The following is an 18,178-nucleotide window of genomic DNA, read 5'->3' as shown; positions in this document are numbered from 1 at the left end:
TTGAAGCTACATAAATAAAGCATATGTAAGTCACTAACTTTTAAAATTAATGGGAGGGTTTTTACATGGCTAAAGATATTAAATTTAGTGAAGACGCACGCCGCTCAATGCTTCGTGGTGTTGATGCGCTAGCGAACGCTGTAAAAGTAACACTTGGACCAAAAGGACGCAACGTTGTGCTTGAGAAGAAATTCGGTTCTCCTCTAATCACAAATGACGGTGTGACAATCGCAAAAGAAATCGAACTTGAAGATGCATTCGAAAACATGGGTGCTAAGCTTGTAGCTGAAGTTGCGAGCAAAACGAACGACGTAGCAGGAGACGGAACAACTACTGCGACAGTTCTTGCTCAAGCGATGATCCGCGAAGGATTAAAGAACGTAACAAGCGGAGCAAACCCAATGGTACTTCGTAAAGGGATCGAAAAAGCAACGGCTGCTGCTGTTCAAGAATTAAAAGCGATCTCTAAACCAATCGAAGGCAAAGAGTCTATCGCGCAAGTTGCGGCAATCTCTGCAGCTGACGAAGAAGTAGGACAATTGATTGCTGAAGCGATGGAGCGCGTTGGAAACGACGGCGTTATCACAATCGAAGAATCTAAAGGATTCACAACAGAGCTTGAAGTGGTTGAAGGTATGCAGTTCGACCGTGGATACGCATCTCCATACATGGTAACAAACTCTGACAAGATGGAAGCAGAGCTTGAGAACCCGTACATCCTTATCACAGATAAGAAGATTACGAACATCCAAGAAATCCTTCCAGTACTTGAGCAAGTGGTACAACAAGGAAAATCTCTATTGTTAATCGCTGAAGACGTTGAAGGTGAAGCACTTGCTACATTAGTAGTTAACAAGCTTCGCGGAACATTCAATGCAGTAGCTGTAAAAGCTCCTGGATTCGGTGACCGCCGTAAAGCTATGCTAGAAGACATCGCAGTACTAACTGGCGGTGAAGTAATCACAGAAGAGCTAGGTCTTGACCTTAAGACTGCGAACATCACGCAGCTTGGTACAGCATCTAAAGTTGTGGTAACGAAAGAGAACACAACAATCGTAGAAGGTGCTGGAGATTCTTCTAAGATCGCAGCTCGTGTTAATCAAATCAAAGCACAACTCGAAGAAACAACTTCTGAGTTTGATAAAGAAAAATTACAAGAGCGCTTAGCTAAATTAGCTGGTGGAGTAGCAGTAATCAAAGTTGGTGCAGCTACAGAAACTGAGCTAAAAGAGCGCAAACTTCGTATCGAAGACGCACTAAACTCAACGCGTGCAGCGGTTGAAGAGGGTATCGTATCCGGTGGTGGTACAGCTCTAGTTAACGTGCTAAAAGCGATCGCTCAAGTAGAAGCGACAGGCGATGAGTTAACAGGTGTGAAACTAGTACTTCGTGCACTAGAAGAGCCAGTTCGTCAAATCGCACACAACGCAGGTCTTGAAGGATCTGTAGTAGTTGAGCGTCTGAAGAACGAAGAAATCGGAGTTGGATTTAACGCTGCAACTGGCGAGTGGGTAAACATGTTCGAATCAGGAATCGTTGACCCAACAAAAGTTACACGTTCAGCTCTACAAAACGCAGCATCCGTATCTGCAATGTTCCTAACAACAGAAGCAGTAATCGCGGATAAGCCAGAAGAAAACGCTGGCGGCGGAATGCCTGACATGTCCGGTATGGGCATGGGTGGAATGGGCGGCATGATGTAACTTGCCTCTCCAAGCCTTTATATCTAAGGGTTTGTGAGTAGGGTGTGAGTGAAATGTTAACATTTTGATAACATAAGGATCTTAAATGAGGCTTCTCAATAGTTCACTGAACTTTTGGGAGGCTTCTTTTTTTGTCTTTTGTAACATGTAAATAAACAATTTTATTTTATTTTTTTTGAAATATTTTCTCAATTAACAAGATATCCTTAAATCATTTATTAGAGCTTTATGTTATGTAGCAGCTCGTTCAGCTATGAATAAAATGATAAAAGGCTTTTTTTATCTCTTCATGTAAAAATTTGTATGATGATATTGTTGAGTAATGTAAAATTAATAGTATGAAAGGTGGTTGTTTAATTAATTTTATTCAGACCTTTATTGTTTAACTTATATCTATCAAGATGTAGTTGATTTTATGGATGATGAGTATTTTGTTTGATTTTGAATTTTATTAGGCAAAATTCGAATAGATAAAATCTTCTTTCTTCCTATCACATGAAGGAAGAAAGAATAAATGCTGGATTTTAAAATATTCAATATCAAATATTAATGTTAAAAGGCACTTAAAAATATTGATTACATATATCCATTCAAAAACTGCAGTTAAATCCTTGAACTGCTAGGAATTTTAAAATTTAAAGTGAGAAATTAAGCACTATTTAAGTGATTACTTTTACTCACTACAGATTTACACCATATCTATTTAGGGAAATTAAAGAACAAAAAAGGAATGAAACAATGAAGAATGATGCACAACTTGATAAAGACTTGTTAACAGCGTTACGCCCATATCAAATAGAAGCCTTATGCATGATTAGACAATATATTTCTAGTGATTCAATGAAACAAGCACTTGTTAAAATGCCAATGGGGACAGGGAAATCAACAGTTATTGCAGTAACAGGTTCTGAGCTTACTCCTAGTCAATCTGTAATTGTAGTGACATCAACAAAAGCTGTTAGAGATCAATTAATAAAAGATATATCGGAGGAAGTATGGTTAAAGATGGGGCTGACAAAACGTCCTCCTAAAACTGTTTATATGCTTAAACCGTCTACTTTAACAAACATACCAGATTCACCAACTATTTTTGTTAGTACCATTCAAGCATTACTTACTCTTAAAGAAAATTACGTTGATCAATTTAAAAACCTTCAAAACAAAGTAGATTTAGTATTGTTTGATGAGGGACATAAGGAACCTGCTAGTACGTGGCAATCAGTTATAAGATCATTTGGAAAAAAGATTGTTCTATTTACAGCAACTCCAGTTCGTAATGATAGTAATAAATTTCAACTCGATATTAATTTTACATATACATACTCATATGAAAAGGCAAAAAAACATGGGTATATTAGAGATATTACCTTTGAATATATGCACATTGATAACGAAATAAAGACGTTTGCAGAAAGGATTTATAATAGATTTAAAGATTATGTTGTTAAGGAATCTTGTGACGAAGGAGAAATAAAATGTATTATCCGGTGTGGGAATGCCGATGAAATTCGAGCAATGGTAGAAGAATTGAAGGATAAGATATCAGTAATTGGTATACATGAACGGTTTAAGAATGATAGTAATGATTTATTAACAGACCATGTTCCAGAAAATCTTAGAACAAGCGATATAAGCATCTGGATTCATCAAAATAAACTCATAGAAGGTATTGATAATCAACAATTCAGTATATTAGGTATTTATGAACCACTACCTGATCCACGTTCATTAATTCAACAAATAGGTCGGGTAATCAGAAAAGGAAGTGAATCTAGAAAGGCAATAATATTACTAAGAGAGAATGAATCGTATCAAAAAGAGTGGTGGGATTCATATATAGAATATGAAAGATTAATATCTTTAAATCCTGAAGAGATAGTATTCAAATACAATGATTATTTTATGAAGGTCAGAGAGGCAAATCCATCTACAACTTATCTAAATAAAAAATTTTTAAAACGTTTTTCAGTGAATTCTGACCAGACGGTTGAAGAAAGAATAAAAAAATATCAATTGCCAATGAAGGCAAACGTTTTTGAAGCTATTGACCATATTGGTGATGTGCAGTCGTATATTGAGTCTTTTAGTGAAAAAATTATAGATGATTTTAATAGTTTAGATTTTTTAATTTTAGACAAAATTAACATATTAGATAAACGAACTGCATGTATCATTTATTCCAGATACGAAAATAGTAGTATCTTGGTTAATGATAGCTTCCTTGAAATCAAATTAGAAATTGCGGTATTTCGTTTTTTACAGAATAAGTTGTATTACCATGCTAGCAACCAATATATTCCCTCATTTATTTATGATGAGTGGAAAAAGATTAATGCAGCTCAGCTAAAAAAGATTTTACCTAATGATTCTCATATTTCCTCAGTAACTATACAAAATGGGAGTATAAACTACAATAGTTTCAACAGAATGGTTGTTGATTCACAAGATGTATCTACAATGATTCCTGATGTAAATGATAAGTTTAATCTTTGTACTACATTGGTAGGTAGTAGGAAGAAAAAACTAGGTACTCCTAGTATAAGGAATTACATTGGGTTTTCTAATGCACGTATTTCACAAGGTACAGAATACATAACTTTACCTTCTTATTTAGATTGGTTAGAAGAGATAGATATGAAGATTACAAATTCATCATATCAAGAGCATGGAATTTTTCATCGCTTTGCTACTGTAACAGATATTCCAGCAAAGGTAGCCCCAAAATCGATTTTATTCCAGTTTAATGAAGAAGACGTTACTTTAAAAACTGATTATGGAACTTTAACTGAGTTAGACCAATTATTTTATACTATAAAAGACTCGAAGTTTAATCTTAAATGGGATGATAATTCATACGAAATAGATATTAAATTTTCATTTAAAGAAGGTAAGTATGTCCTTAATTTAACCACACCTACAAATGAACCTAATGTGTATGTTTCAATTAAAAATAAAAGTAAAATTCGGCTGTTAAACTGGTTAAATGAGGAGCAAGCTTTTCAGATTATTGTGGAAGGTAATACTCACCGCTATTTTATGGGTAATTTTCATAACATTGGTATTCCTTCTGATTACAATTGGCTAGAAAACATATTTGATGAATATACATTATCTCTACCAGCTAGAACAAAAAAAATAAATGAAAAAGGTAATAAAGCAAAGGGTAGTATATATAAATCAATCTGGGATCCAAATTCACTTTTCTATTTGGTTGCAAAAAAAGGAGACAACATTACGAATATATCAACAATAAAAACACTATTACAAGATGCAGATTATGTTATTTGTACAGATCTACAAACTGAAATTGCTGATTTTATAACAATTAGTGAAACAACACAAACAGTTTGTTTCATTCACTGTAAAGCTGGTAAATCCAAATTGTCTGCCTCAGCTTTTCAAGAAGTTTGTGGACAGATAGTTAAAAATCTTGATTATGTTAATAAAGGAAGTAATAGAAGACCTAATTACACTTATTGGGAAAAGGAGTGGGTTAATAGCTATTATAAAGTAAAAGCCAATAGGAATATCTTTAATCCTAATAATTTGACAGCCGAGGGAATTTGGAGAAAGTTAAAAGAAGTTCAAAACAATCCAAATTCTAAGACAAAAGTCATAGCCTTAGTGGGTGATGCTTTTTCTAAATCTAGGTACTTGGCTGAAAAGAATAAAAAGTTTGAAAAGCAAAAACCTGAAGTAATACAGATTGACTATCTATTAAATCAAACTGCTGTAGCGATTGGACGAGCGCAAGCCGAATTTTTACTCTCTTTTAACAAACTTTAGTAATCTTTTAATAACAAAAGGTCGCAATATGATAATGCAACAGATTAAGAGTAGGTAAAATTATACGAGGATAAACCCAATGGATGACTCTATAGATTGTCAATAATAATAGGAGTTAATCTTAAAAGAGACCTAATAATTAGAGTGCGAAAAAAGTCAAATCGCACTTTTTTGTAAGCCATTTCACTTCTGATATAAAACCGCATTAATTAATAGGAACAATTAATTGTATTTATTGGAGGAGTATATGTTCGTTAACTATGAAGCAGATAAATTTACTAGAATTTGGGGTAAAAAATTAAAAGGTCATAATACCCTTAATTTCTCATGGCCTGAAATTGTACACGCTGCGCTTATGGTAGGAAAGCAATCTTATTTTGAGTTAAGTTTACATGGTTATTATTCTTACATGGAGGTTATATACAGATATTCAATGTTAAAAGCATTCATCTTAGAGGATAGTACAGGGGGGATAGTGAAGTCAGAAGTTTATAAAGATGTCCTAGACCCGTCGGAAAAGGGAGCTGTATCCTATTTTTTGGGAAACGTTTTTACTAATTTAGTATCTATAAAATTATTAGGAGTAAAAACAATTTTACATTACGACCAATATAAGCATACTTACTCTATATCCGCGATAGGAGGTTGTAAACCAGATTTTATTGCCCAAAATTATAGAGACGAATGGATAGTTTTAGAATCAAAAGGTAGAAGTGGGAGAAAAGATAATATTGCAATAGATAAAGCTAAAACTCAACTTAAAGCAATTCGTAAAATTAATAATAATATTCCAGTGGTTAAGGTAGCTATCCAGACTTATTTTACTAACTCTGGATTTGCCAAGTTACATATAGAAGACCCTGATGATTCGAAAATCAATTCTGTAAAACTAGAGATAAATCATATTAAATTTCTAAAAAGATATTATAAATTAATCATAGATTTGTTTTATGAAAACTCCAAAAAAGTTTATAAAGTTATCATACAGAATACAGTATATATCCTAATTAATATACCAGAAATTGAAATAGAAGTTGGTTTACCTGAATATTTATTTAAAAAACTTACTAACAACATAGATATAGACTTTAAAAATATACAGAATTGGGATTTCGAAAGGACAAAATTTTTTTTAAGTAGAGACAAAGTTATTGTCATAGATATAAGAGAGAATATGAAAGTCTCATTTAACAAATAAGGTGCGAGGCGATATATCAAAGATACTCAATGAAAATAGTATTATTTATAGTGACTCAGAGTGAAGGTTATTTTTTTGGGGGGAATGAAACATGAAACAAACTAGACAAGATTTTTTAATACATTTAAAGGAACAAGTTTACTTTTTAAAAAGATCTTGTGAAGGCTTTGATCGAGGGTATAGTGCAGAAGGAAAGAGTTTAGCATCAACAATTAGAACATTAGTTCATGATACAAGTTCTTCTATTTCTTTATTAACTCATCTAGATTGTAAAAAGAAAATTTACTATTTCAATACAGCCATTCCGGGAACACCGTTCGGGCTAGTAGGTAGAACAACAACTACTGAAAATGGAGGTAAGACATTTTTTTCAGCTCCTTTAGATAATTTAAGTGATGTAAGAAAGCAAATGCCCTGGATTACTTTTGATGAATGGTGGATTAACATGGTAGCGCTGTCAGATGGAAGAAATAATTTTTCAAGAAAAGATTTGATATTGCGCGTTGCGAATCAGGATGGTGGATCTCATGTAGATAAAAAGCTAAATAAATCTTACGCTGAACTTTCACGTGGAAATTCACTAAATGTTTATCATCAATATAATTCTGGGCAAGTTTCGAATGTGCATGGTCCTGAATTAGCAAGCGTACGACAAATCGCATTTGAACTATTAAAATCTCTCCAACAAAGATTCGATAATTATTTCCAATAACATTAAGGTATTACACTGGTAACAATTTTTTGTAGTGAATCATCCCACACACCTCAATCATAAACTCCTCACTACAAGGTGATATTGGAGCATTTGACCACAAGTTTGTCCGCGTAATTTTAAGTCTTTAATAAAGTTTATGAAAATAACTGTCAAAAAGCATTTCTTGGTTTATTTTTAACTATATTACTTTCTGTTTAAATTGAAGATCATTGGCGTCATGATGTAATCTGCCTCTTAATTCCCCTGATCTAATAAGGTAAATTTACCACACAAATGGGTTTTAAAAGCTAAATATTTTAAAGCCTCTCTTAAACTTAGGAGTTTTAGAGAGGCTTTTTTTATATATCTTGCCTCTTTTAAAAGAATAGAAGTTGAATGATTAGTCGTGTATTATAGCATTACCTTCCTCATGTAATTTTCTCAAGGATATAAGCATATGATTTATTTGCTCATCCGAGTGTCTCTCCCATGACTCTAATTCAGCAATAATTTTCAAAGGGGATCTAGACCTATACGAACGAGTTGGGTTTCCAGGGAATTTTTTGTCGGTTAAGTTTGGATCATTTTCGAAATCACCTAAAGGCTCTACAATGTAAATTCTTTCTTTTGATTTTGATGTTGCTAATTCAGCACCCCATTTAGCCGCATCTAATGTTGCAGTGAAATAGATATAGTTAGACTTTTTGTCTTGGTAATTTGATAAGTGTTGCGGTTCTAAAAGATCTCCAATTTCAAGTTCTGCTTTAGTACCATGAAAGAAAGGACCTTTATCTAAGGCATCTTTGTCGTTCATACCAATTCACCTCTTATTATTAGACTTGTATATAACAGTTTATGGCATGAGCGTTGGGAAATATAGTCTATAAATAGCTTGTTATTAATAGTATACTTATAGTAGAGAGAGCGTATTCAGACGGAAATCATCTATTGTTTTATAAGAACCATTACTTTTAATAATAAGCTTCTCAACTCGGGGAAGAACGAGCGCTTCTTAAAGCGAAAGAATCCCCCTTTATTTTCAATAGCAGAATATTAACTTCCAAGAGGCTTTTCATTAGTTACATAAACTTTTGAAAAGCCCTTTTCTTAATTGAAATGCAGTGAGCTTCTTGCTAAAGAAAATTTCATTTTAATCAATTAATGAAACACCGTGCTTTTTCATAACTTACTATATGTCATACGATTTCGCTTTACACTAAACTAATTATTAAATTGGAGGGGCATATGGATAAGAAGGATGAAAAAAAGCCAAGTAATACGGGGCAGTGTTTCATACGAGTGGCGGGTGTTTTTGCTTTGTTAGCAGGGATTTTGTATATCGGCATCCAGTTTGTTCACCCGGCGGATCAGCTATCTTCCGTTCGCACAAGCTTATGGGTGGCCGTTGCATGTGCAACGAGTCTCATGTCTCTTTTCAGCCTGATCGGCATAACAGGCATCTACAGCAGGCAAGCGGAAGAAGCCGGCTGGCTGGGGCTGATTGGTTTTATCTTCTTTGGTCTATTTTGGTTACTTTCAATGAATTTTAGTTTTAACGAGGCGTTTGTGTTGCCGTTGCTTACAACGGATGCTCCTGAGTTTGTAAAAGGGATAGTAGGGCTCTTTAGCGGAACAACAAGCACGGTGGATCTGGGGATTTTCCCAGTCTTAGCACCCATTTCAGGGATTCTGTATGCTCTTGGCGGGCTGCTGTTTGGAATCGCAACATACCGTGCAAGAATCTTCCCGCGCATGGCAGGCGCATTACTTGCCTTCGCAGCCGTCGTCACCTTTGCTGCCTTCGTTATCCCTCACCCATTCGACAGGATCCTGGCAATACCGATGGGAGCAGCTCTCATTTGGCTGGGGTATGATCTTTGGGCAGAACCTAGGAGAATAGCGGCGCATAATGATGTGATAACTGCTGATTCATAAGTGAATGAAGAAGGTGATCCAAGTACTAAAATCTACTTGGATCACCTTTTTAAGTTCCTAATATTTTAAAGTCTTATGGTAAAAACGAAGTATACTAGCTTTTATTTAGGTGGTGAAGGGAAGTAAATGCTTTAAAGAGTTAATAATTGGTATAATATAGATTATATAAAAAATGGAATATAATCTAGTCACATAAAGTGATACACCAATATTAATAATTACAATTACATATTCAAAGGAAGTGTTCTTTTTGTTAAAGGAAGAAGTATTAACTTATATTAAAGAAAACAAATTAAACATTGAAGATGTAAATGATTTGATTGCAGACGCAATTGCAGAGAATGGTATTGAAGAATTGCTTGAATTTCTTGCTGGTCAGGATTATATTCGAAATCTTGCAATTGGTCTTACACAATATAGTTTTAGAAGTGGACCAATTGAAGATATGCACTCTGGCACAAATCCAAAACATGCTACTGAAGATACTTCACTAGAAAATATTAGTCAATTATCTCAAGAGGATATGAAAAAACTAAATAAATATATGGTGGATAAATTAGGATTTCTATTACATTTATTGGTTGAAGGTAGATACTTTGAAATGGCAACATTATTACAATTCCCAATATTACTTGGAAGTCAATGGGACTCTCCTAACATAGAAAAAGAAGAAAAGGATTTCGAAAAATTACTAACCCTTATGAAAAAAAATTCATACTAAAAAAAGATTATATAAAAAGATGCTTCTCATTAGTTGAAGAAACTTGTGAGAAGCTTTTTATTTGTAGTTTATTTCTCAACCTTCTCCCCAAAAGCCTCAGGAATCATAGTAAACCCTTCAATCACAGTATCTTCCTCAACTTCAATCATAAGGTAACGTTTACCGCTGAGCTGCACTTGTTTCACGTACCTTAAATCTTGAGGACTAATCGAAATTTTAGCTACCTTTGTGTCGATCTTAATTGATTTCGAGTTGTATTTCGGTACCACACTGCTTGCTTTGATCTCATACTTATCATCATCAATCACTTTTTGGAAAGCAGATTCTACCTTTTCCACGCTAATATCTTCAACACCGCTCGCTTTCAAAACGCGTTCAACGTCCTTGGAATCTAAGCGAGGATGTTCTTCCTCTTCGTTTTCTTCGATCATCCGGTTGATCTCTTCATACACATTGGAGAGGGTAGATGTGTTTAATTGATCTTGCGTTACGTCTTTAATGATTTCTTCAAACACGATCTTATCGTCTTTCGCCGTCATGATTTCTTCGCCATTTAAAACGTCCACGATGAATTCATAATCGGGCTCATGCACTTTACCTGCTGAATACAGGATATGATTCACGTCTGCTGCATTATCACTGAAGCAAGGGAAAAGAAATCCTCCGATTGGCGCATTCAGGTTAATAACAGGATCGACTACAAAATTGTACTTGAACTCTTTTTCAACATAATCAAAGAGCAGCTCTTTCTTAGGTTCTTGTGTATTGTTTATGCTGCACAAAATAAAGGGGAAAGAGTAGACGGCATCTCGTTCGCTAATCTCCGCCTCATCATTTTTGCGCTTCGTCGGCTTATAGTATTCTCCCTTAATGAAGGTAATCACGATATCCTTTTCGTACTGTCGGTTTAAGAGCATTTTCCCCACCATTTGAAGCATGCGCTCTTTCCAGTCTTCCGTATCACTGGCGAGAAGTCCTTGATGCAGAATAAGCTGGCTGTTATTTTCAGCATCCCTTTTGAATTTAAGTTCAAAGAGTTTTTCATCGAGATTTCCACCAAGCAATTTTTTAAAGTTATTAAAAAAGAGCTCTTGCTGCTCGGCATCTAGCATTTCAAAAGGCTGACTAACGTGATGGTAGATCTCACTTGACTCTTTTGTAATGTATACATTAAAGATGCTGGAGATCTTGAGCAAGTCATTTTCTTTTTTGAACTGTTTTCGTATTTGAGCGATATCTTTTTTATTCATGCTTCTATACACTCCTAAGATTTTAAAAGTAGTAGTCTTCCAATTTAGGGACATTCATTTCTCTAAACAAAGTGTAACAACAAAAAACACCCTGTTAAAGTAGTCTTTTTTCTAAGTACTACTTTACAGGGTGCAATGAATTCTTTCTAAAATAAAATTCTTTTCTTAATACGAGCTACAAGCGGAACTACGATAAGTCCAGCGAATCCAACTTGCAAAACGTTTCCTGGAATGGATCCGAAAGGCTGAATCCAGTTGCTGTAAAGTACAACTTCCGCAAAATAATAGCCTACCACTTTAATGAGCATAGCTACGACAACTGCCATGGAATAGACGATTACTCGTTTGCCAGGTACTTTTTCAGAGATAAGACCAGCTACATAGCCCATTGCTCCAACGATGATGAACGTGAACGGAGCCCAAATCGTCCAGCCAGATAGAAGGTCAAATAAGCCCATCCCAAAAGCCCCGGCAATAGCACCTGTTCTTCTGCCGAAGACGAATGCTGCTATGAATAGAGGAATGTTTCCTAAGTGTATAAGACCGCCGTTTCCTGCAATCGGAAGTTTTATGTTGATGAACATCGTTGCAACAAGTGTCAGTGCAACGAAAAGGGCATTAATCACTAATGTCTTTGTTTTAGTCGATTCTATTGATGAGTATGTTGTATTCACATCATTACCTCTTTCTTTTTTATAGTTATTACACAGCTTCAAGAGAAGTTTATTTTAATCTAGTCATCCATATCGATGGAATTTACCCACTTATCCATTATATCTATCTATTACTGTTAAGAAAATAGCTATTTTTTTGGTAGTTTTAAATAAAATATTTTTTATTATGGTGTTTAAGGAGGGGGATAGATAAAAATGAAGAACTCTAAGTAACATAGACGTATCGATGGTGTTCACTTCGAACTTCTATAGTAGACTGCTTAACCGCTTATTAAAGTTGTATCGCATGGCGATACACCAGCAAATAGATATGTATGAAAAAGGAGGCCCGATATGCGACGTGATATACAAGTGAATGAACGAGCGTTCTCTTCCAAGGAAGTGGCAGAAGAAGTGGGGATCGCTACTCCTACAGTTCGGAAGTATGGTCAAATCTTAGAACGGAATGGATACGAGTTTTTGAAGGATGGAGATCGCCGTATCTTTGTTCAATCTGATATTGAAGCGCTTATATCGTTACGCGATACAGACAAGCCATTAGATGATACAGCGAAAGATCTTGTGCGTGACCAAAACGAAAGATTACAAGAAACCAGCGCAACAGACGTAGCGCTACCCGATACATACCAAAATCTACCACAAGACCCCCATCAGTTAAGAGAGGTCTTAATGGTGTTAGCTAATGAACTGGCAGCTACAAGGGAAATGAACGTCCAACTTACAAACGATATGTCACAGCTTAAACTAACAGTGTCGAGACTCCAGCAAGATCACCATGTTATAAGTTCTACTGTTGGAAATGCAGCACAGAAGACCAATGCTAAGATTGAAACATTAACGAGACAGCAAAAAGAGCATTACGAAACATTGCTCGAACAAGAGCAGCAAAAAAGTGAACTTCTACAAAAAGAAATACAAAATATGAGGGAAGAACAGACAAGAGAGTGGCGTTCTCAAAATGATTTTAATAAGCGTTTAGAAGAAGCGATAGAAAAACCAAGAGACAAATGGGGAGGATTTCTATCCTTATTTCGCAAGTAGATTTTTATGTATCGCCTAGCGATATGAGCTATGGGTTAATAGTGGAACTCCATGTATTTGCGATATGCTTCTTATAAATGTAACAGGAGATAAGGAAGAATCACATAGCATAAGACGATATGGAGAGCTTAGGAGATGAAAACCATATCAAGTTTATAGCGTCATGCGATATGGATCTTCTTAACTAAAGGGTTATAGAATGTTATGTTGTTAAATATAGACAGCATATCGCTACCCGATATGCAGAAAAAACTCCTTATAGTCACAAGTTTACAGTCATTTCCCGAGAAATATCTACAAATTTTGCGTTCTTATCGACAAATTGTAAAAAGGGTTCCTAGCAGTTATTGCTGCAAGGAACTCTTTTGTTTTATTTAATGAAAATATTCACATGATCTTACTAAAAAGAGAATGAAGTGATTCTGCAATGTTTTTTTACTTATACGTCTGATCGAAATTATACTCATGATTACAATCTCCCGAATTTTCTCTTTTTTTGTAAAAAAAACAAGGAATACCACTTCTGTGATGCGAATTATTAAAGGAAGAAAAAATATATCTAATAGAGAGACAGAAATGTTAGAGGGGAGTCTATCATGAACGCTAGAAATGAAAAGACATACGAATATCATCCTCAACTTAGAGAAGTAATCGCAAACGTAGAAAAAGTTATGGTAGGTAAAAAGCAGGTTACAGAGTTAACACTCGTTTCGTTATTAGCAGGCGGCCATGTATTACTTGAAGATGTACCAGGAGTAGGGAAGACGATGATGGTTCGTTCCATCGCAAAATCGCTTGGACTTACGTTTAACCGTATCCAGTTTACACCTGACCTATTGCCGTCGGACATGACGGGGGTTTCGATATATAACCAAAAAGATATGAGCTTTGAATTCAGACCAGGTCCATTAGTCGGAAACGTAATTTTAGCGGATGAGATCAACCGTACTTCTCCTAAAACACAGTCCGCACTATTAGAATCTATGGAAGAAATGAGCATGACCGTTGACGGCCAGACGCACATTTTGCCCGATCCGTTTTTAGTAATGGCTACACAAAATCCGATTGAATATGAAGGAACATATCCACTTCCAGAAGCACAGCTTGACCGATTCTTAATGAAGCTTACGATGGGGTATCCGACACCAGAAGAAGAGCTTAATGTCCTAAACGTGATTGGAAACGAACACCCGATTCACCTTCTTAAACCAGTCATCTCATCAGAAGAGATCACAGAATTGAAGGCAGCGGTCAAAAACATTTATGTATCGGATTCGATCAAGCGATATATCGTCGATATGATCAACCGCACGCGTAATCATAAATCAATTGCTCTAGGAGTAAGTCCGCGTGGATCACTCGCTTTATTAAAAGCGGCCCAGGCATTTGCACTTCTCATGAACCGTGACTTTGTCATCCCTGATGATGTGAAATATTTAGCACCGTTTATCCTTGTACACCGTGTGCTTTTAAAACCTGAAGCTCGTTTTGAAGGTATAACCGCCAAAGAAGTGATCAAAGATCTTTTGGCACGCGTTCCTGCACCAATCCATAAGGAACAACACGCGTAATGAAAGCATTTCTCAAAAAAAATTGGGAACGTTATAAAACACCAATTGGGTTTTCAGGGATTATATTCTTACTGCTTGTTACGTTTTCTTTTGCTATGTTTCAGGGAGGGTTCGTCAGCTGGTTTCTATTTTACAGCGTTCTTCCTCTCGTTCTTTATTCCATTACTATGGCGTTCTATCCTATTCAGAGGCTGAAGATTGAGCGGTATATTTCAAAAAGCAAGCTGATGGCAGGAGAAGAAGTGGAAGTGACGATCGTCGTTAAGCGGCGCAACAATTTTCCGCTCTTTTATGTCGTGTTAGAAGATGTTCTGCCAGAGATTTTGCTGCGTGAAACACGATACGAAGGCAATACGCATCAAGTTCAGTCCCGCATCCTGATGTTTCCGTTGTTCCGAAAACATATGGAATATTCGTATACGATCAATCCTGCGCCACGCGGGTTATTTAAGTTCGACCACATTCAAGTGAGCACCGGCGATATCTTTGGCTTTGTATTAAAAAGCACAACGGTATCCGTCAACGATCAAATCTTTGTGTATCCTCAATATCAAGAAATTGAGCGGTGGGAAACGGGCAAGATGCTTCAAACGGGTATGAAAAAGGTAGGTATGCGTTCGTTTACAGATTACACGTCTACTGTAAGCGTTCGTGATTATGTAGCGGGTGACAGAATGAACTGGCTGCATTGGAAGGCGAGTGCAAGGTCGAATAAGCTGCTGACAAAAGTGTTTGAGCAGCAGCGGAATGATGATTTTGTGATCGTTTTAGACCATTGTGAAAAAAGCTATGACACGAACGACTGGCTATTTGAACGAGGTGTATCACTTGCTGCGTCACTTGTTCATTACTCGATCTCTAAAGGCGGTTCAATCGGATATCATCCTTTACAAGGAAAAGAAATCTCGATGAACATTGGGGTTGAGCAAGAGTGGAGAATTTTTCACGAACTTGCAAAAGTGAAAGCAAATGTGACAGATCATTTTGAAGAACGTCTAAAGCAGAAATACATGGTAGGGCATATGGAAGGAAAAACGGTCCTCATTATTTCACCAAACCTTTCCGAATACACGATGAAAACGTTGGAACTCTTAGCATCCAGACAGCAAACGAACGTTATTTTCTTTTATTTAGCGCTGGACCAGAAGCTTAATAGTCAAGATCTCACGTATATTTCAAGAATCAGGCAGTTTGGTGTTCCAATAACACCGATTACAGGGTCTGACTTTAACGAATCGCTGAAGGCAGGTGGTATGTATGCCTCAATCTAATCAGCAGCAGGTTTCAAATCTGCATGTTTTAGTTCTTTATGGATTAGGATTTCTTCTTTTATGGGAGTGGTTGAGACCGCTTAAAGAAATTACAACAACGAGCGATATCCAAATATTTGTGATGTACACGTTCTTTTTGTTTATTGTGACGTATTTTCAGCTGCCATTCTGGATTTCTTTTCCGGTGAAATTGGGTGCTCTGTTATACGCCCTCCACTCTCTTTACTTTTTTGATGTGTTTTTATCCTTTAAGTGGGTTCCGTTTTTAATAGAGGATATTCAATACAACTTGGGTCTCTTTTCGGATCGAAACTGGAACGATATGACGTCACTGACCCGAAGTTTGTTATTTTTTGTACTGCTGTGGCTCGTGAGTTATTTGATGCATTATTGGCTTGTCCAAACGCGCCGTATCTTTGTGTTCTTCTTGATTACCGTAATCTATATTTCCATTCTCGATACATTTACAGTCTATGATGGAAAATTCGCGATCATCCGTACCGTGTTTATCGGCCTGATTCTTATCGGCATCTTAAGAATGATGAAGATTATTGAAACGCAAGGCTTTTCCCTATTGAAAGGGAAGTTTCCGATTCTATGGGTGGCACCCCTCTCAGGGGTCATCGCCTTGTCATCCGTTCTAGGATATGTGGCACCGAAAGCGTCACCGATCTGGCCAGACCCTGTTCCGTTCATTCAGAATATGTCTGGTAAAGAAGATGGAGAAGGATTAGGAAAAGGTTCGGGAATCGCTAAAATTGGTTATGGGGAAAATGACAGCCAGCTCGGAGGTCCTTTTCAATTCGACTATACGCCAATCTTTAAAACGTTCGATAACGGAAGGCATTATTGGCGAATTGAAACGAAAGAATTCTACACGGGAAAAGGGTGGGAGAATAAGATACCAACCCAGGCTGTAGCTGTTGAACCTGATCTTCCTGATGCAGATACGGATTACACACGAATCTGGGAAGACGGACTTCAGATGGAGGACCACAAAGCACGAATCGAAGCTGAAAAAGGAAAAGAATACTCTTTTCTTATGATACCTGGAAAGCTGAAAAGCATTAAGGGAGGTTCAGAAACGAACTTTCAGTTAGATGGTGTGAGTGGAAAGATTTCTACGTTTTCAGCAGGAAAAGAAGAAAAGCTTTCTGCTTATGAAATGGATTACCAGCTGCCCACCCTAAAGGAAGAACAGCTAAGAGCTTCAACGAATGAGTATCCTAATCACATAACCGAAAACTATTTGCAGCTTCCAGAATCGCTGCCGCAAAGGGTTAAAGATCTTGCTCAAAACGTAACTGCGAGTCAACCGACCATTTACGATAAAGTCAAAACGGTCGAAGAGTACTTTGCAAAAAATGGATATGGTTATAACACAATTGAAGTTGCTGTGCCAAAAGGTGATGAAGATTATGTGGATCAGTTCATTTTTGATACAAAAAAAGGGTATTGTGATAACTTCTCAACATCTATGGTCGTTATGCTGCGGTCAGTCGGTATCCCAGCACGATGGGTGAAGGGTTTTACTCCAGGTACATTTGAGGCATTAAATGATGGTCTTCGTGAATATACCGTAACAAATGCCAACGCCCACTCTTGGGTAGAGGTGTATTTTTCAGGAATAGGATGGGTGCCGTTCGAGCCGACACGCGGATTCGATAACCCGTTCCAGCCAGAAGAAGATCAGCAAAACTCTGCACCTGCTGCAGCAGTTCCTGATCAGCCTGAAAAGCCTGAAAAAGACCTTGCGAAAGAACAGGACTCTAACTCAAGTAAGGACTCGAATACTGGTTTCACTTTAAAATCAGCAGGAATTGGAGCAGCCATATTACTAGGAGCACTTTTGATCATCGCTGGACTTGCCTTTCTGTTCCGCAGAAAATGGCTTCGACAGTATACGATTTGGCGATATAAACGCAAAAAAGGCTCCGAAACGTTTGAAGATGCGTTTGAACGTTTGCTATGGCTTTTACGCGTGTATGGCATTAAAAGAAGACCTGCATTTACACTGCGAGAGTATGCACTTTACGTGGACCGGGAACTTGATACGAAGGACATGAGAATCCTTGCAAAAGCGTATGAAGGTGTTCAATTCAGTCCAAATAAACGAACAGATCTATGGAATGATTTTCATAGAGAATTGTGGGAAAATTTAATTAAAAGAATCCGCCCTTGACCGCTATAACAGGCATTGTTAGAATGTCTTTAAGATTATAGCGTCAGATATTATTCTCCTTCGTATATCCTCGATAATAAGGTTCGAGAGTCTCTACCGGGTTGCCGATAACGACCTGACTATGAAGGCAGGATTCTTTATAGCTACATTTT

The 18,178-nt window shown here is 36.6% G+C and carries 13 protein-coding genes and 1 riboswitch; of the genes, 10 read left to right on the top strand and 3 right to left on the bottom strand.

Annotated features, from left to right (window positions below; all coding sequences use genetic code 11):
• The first annotated feature begins 65 nt into the window (after positions 1-65).
• The 4 genes from groL to P8610_RS19180 all read left to right on the top strand — a co-directional run bounded on the left by groL (position 66) and on the right by P8610_RS19180 (position 7,399).
• A complete protein-coding gene (gene groL, locus P8610_RS19195; RefSeq protein ID WP_066242575.1) occupies positions 66-1,703 on the top strand; it encodes a chaperonin GroEL in 1,638 nt (545 codons plus the stop codon).
• A 738-nt stretch (positions 1,704-2,441) separates the two neighbouring features.
• Entirely contained in the window at positions 2,442-5,489 is a 3,048-nt protein-coding gene (locus P8610_RS19190; protein ID WP_394605819.1) for a DEAD/DEAH box helicase, read from the top strand.
• Positions 5,490-5,736: 247 nt separating this feature from the next.
• Positions 5,737-6,687: a hypothetical protein gene (locus tag P8610_RS19185; protein WP_394605818.1), complete on the top strand. Its 951-nt coding sequence runs from the start codon at positions 5,737-5,739 to the stop codon at positions 6,685-6,687.
• A 91-nt stretch (positions 6,688-6,778) separates the two neighbouring features.
• On the top strand, positions 6,779-7,399 hold the full coding sequence (locus P8610_RS19180; RefSeq protein ID WP_394605817.1) for a hypothetical protein: 621 nt from the start codon (positions 6,779-6,781) through the stop codon (positions 7,397-7,399).
• Between the two features lie 382 nt (positions 7,400-7,781).
• On the opposite strand, the gene arr is transcribed toward P8610_RS19180, so the two are convergent.
• Positions 7,782-8,195 carry an NAD(+)--rifampin ADP-ribosyltransferase gene (gene arr, locus P8610_RS19175; protein ID WP_394605816.1) on the bottom strand — a complete coding sequence of 138 codons (414 nt, stop codon included), beginning with the start codon at positions 8,193-8,195 and terminating at the stop codon, positions 7,782-7,784.
• Positions 8,196-8,626: 431 nt separating this feature from the next.
• Here arr and P8610_RS19170 point away from each other — a divergent pair, with 431 nt between their 5' ends.
• Complete coding sequence (locus P8610_RS19170) at positions 8,627-9,316, top strand: hypothetical protein (RefSeq protein ID WP_394605815.1); 690 nt, start codon at positions 8,627-8,629, stop codon at positions 9,314-9,316.
• A gap of 250 nt (positions 9,317-9,566) precedes the next feature.
• Positions 9,567-10,037 (top strand): hypothetical protein, encoded by a 471-nt coding sequence (locus P8610_RS19165; RefSeq protein ID WP_394605814.1) that lies wholly within the window; start codon positions 9,567-9,569, stop codon positions 10,035-10,037.
• A 68-nt stretch (positions 10,038-10,105) separates the two neighbouring features.
• On the opposite strand, the gene P8610_RS19160 is transcribed toward P8610_RS19165, so the two are convergent.
• A complete protein-coding gene (locus P8610_RS19160; RefSeq protein WP_394605813.1) occupies positions 10,106-11,287 on the bottom strand; it encodes a DUF4317 domain-containing protein in 1,182 nt (393 codons plus the stop codon).
• Positions 11,288-11,433: 146 nt separating this feature from the next.
• The gene (locus tag P8610_RS19155) at positions 11,434-11,961 is read right to left on the bottom strand and encodes an ECF transporter S component (protein WP_394605812.1); all 528 of its coding nucleotides are present in this window, start codon (positions 11,959-11,961) and stop codon (positions 11,434-11,436) included.
• Between the two features lie 333 nt (positions 11,962-12,294).
• Here P8610_RS19155 and P8610_RS19150 point away from each other — a divergent pair, with 333 nt between their 5' ends.
• From P8610_RS19150 to P8610_RS19135, 4 genes are all read left to right on the top strand, one after another.
• Entirely contained in the window at positions 12,295-13,002 is a 708-nt protein-coding gene (locus P8610_RS19150; protein WP_394605811.1) for a hypothetical protein, read from the top strand.
• A 596-nt stretch (positions 13,003-13,598) separates the two neighbouring features.
• Positions 13,599-14,573, top strand: a complete 975-nt coding sequence (locus tag P8610_RS19145) for an AAA family ATPase (RefSeq protein ID WP_394605810.1) — start codon at positions 13,599-13,601, stop codon at positions 14,571-14,573.
• Positions 14,573-15,844, top strand: coding sequence for a DUF58 domain-containing protein (locus P8610_RS19140; RefSeq protein ID WP_394605809.1), 1,272 nt, complete (start codon positions 14,573-14,575; stop codon positions 15,842-15,844). The genes P8610_RS19145 and P8610_RS19140 overlap by 1 nt, the downstream gene beginning before the upstream one ends.
• On the top strand, positions 15,831-18,026 hold the full coding sequence (locus P8610_RS19135) for a DUF4129 domain-containing transglutaminase family protein (RefSeq protein ID WP_394605808.1): 2,196 nt from the start codon (positions 15,831-15,833) through the stop codon (positions 18,024-18,026). Before P8610_RS19140 ends, P8610_RS19135 begins: the two co-directional genes overlap by 14 nt.
• A gap of 40 nt (positions 18,027-18,066) precedes the next feature.
• Positions 18,067-18,168, top strand: a riboswitch (purine riboswitch).
• The last annotated feature ends 10 nt before the right edge of the window (positions 18,169-18,178 follow it).

It is taken from the genome of Fictibacillus sp. UD (assembly GCF_043558025.1).
Lineage (GTDB): Bacteria > Bacillota > Bacilli > Bacillales > Fictibacillaceae > Fictibacillus.
The sequence above is the reverse complement of the archived record's forward strand: the minus strand, read 5'-3'. Positions and strand labels throughout refer to the sequence as shown.

Bases quoted from the DNA above. Each gene is read 5' to 3' on its own strand.
- P8610_RS19185 (WP_394605818.1), top strand. From the start codon at position 5,737: ATGTTCGTTAACTATGAAGCAGATAAATTTACTAGAATTTGGGGTAAA.
- groL (WP_066242575.1), top strand. From the start codon at position 66: ATGGCTAAAGATATTAAATTTAGTGAAGACGCACGCCGCTCAATGCTT.
- P8610_RS19180 (WP_394605817.1), top strand. From the start codon at position 6,779: ATGAAACAAACTAGACAAGATTTTTTAATACATTTAAAGGAACAAGTT.
- arr (WP_394605816.1), bottom strand. From the start codon at position 8,195: ATGAACGACAAAGATGCCTTAGATAAAGGTCCTTTCTTTCATGGTACT.
- P8610_RS19140 (WP_394605809.1), top strand. From the start codon at position 14,573: ATGAAAGCATTTCTCAAAAAAAATTGGGAACGTTATAAAACACCAATT.
- P8610_RS19150 (WP_394605811.1), top strand. From the start codon at position 12,295: ATGCGACGTGATATACAAGTGAATGAACGAGCGTTCTCTTCCAAGGAA.
- P8610_RS19160 (WP_394605813.1), bottom strand. From the start codon at position 11,287: ATGAATAAAAAAGATATCGCTCAAATACGAAAACAGTTCAAAAAAGAA.
- P8610_RS19135 (WP_394605808.1), top strand. From the start codon at position 15,831: ATGCCTCAATCTAATCAGCAGCAGGTTTCAAATCTGCATGTTTTAGTT.
- P8610_RS19170 (WP_394605815.1), top strand. From the start codon at position 8,627: ATGGATAAGAAGGATGAAAAAAAGCCAAGTAATACGGGGCAGTGTTTC.
- P8610_RS19190 (WP_394605819.1), top strand. From the start codon at position 2,442: ATGAAGAATGATGCACAACTTGATAAAGACTTGTTAACAGCGTTACGC.
- P8610_RS19145 (WP_394605810.1), top strand. From the start codon at position 13,599: ATGAACGCTAGAAATGAAAAGACATACGAATATCATCCTCAACTTAGA.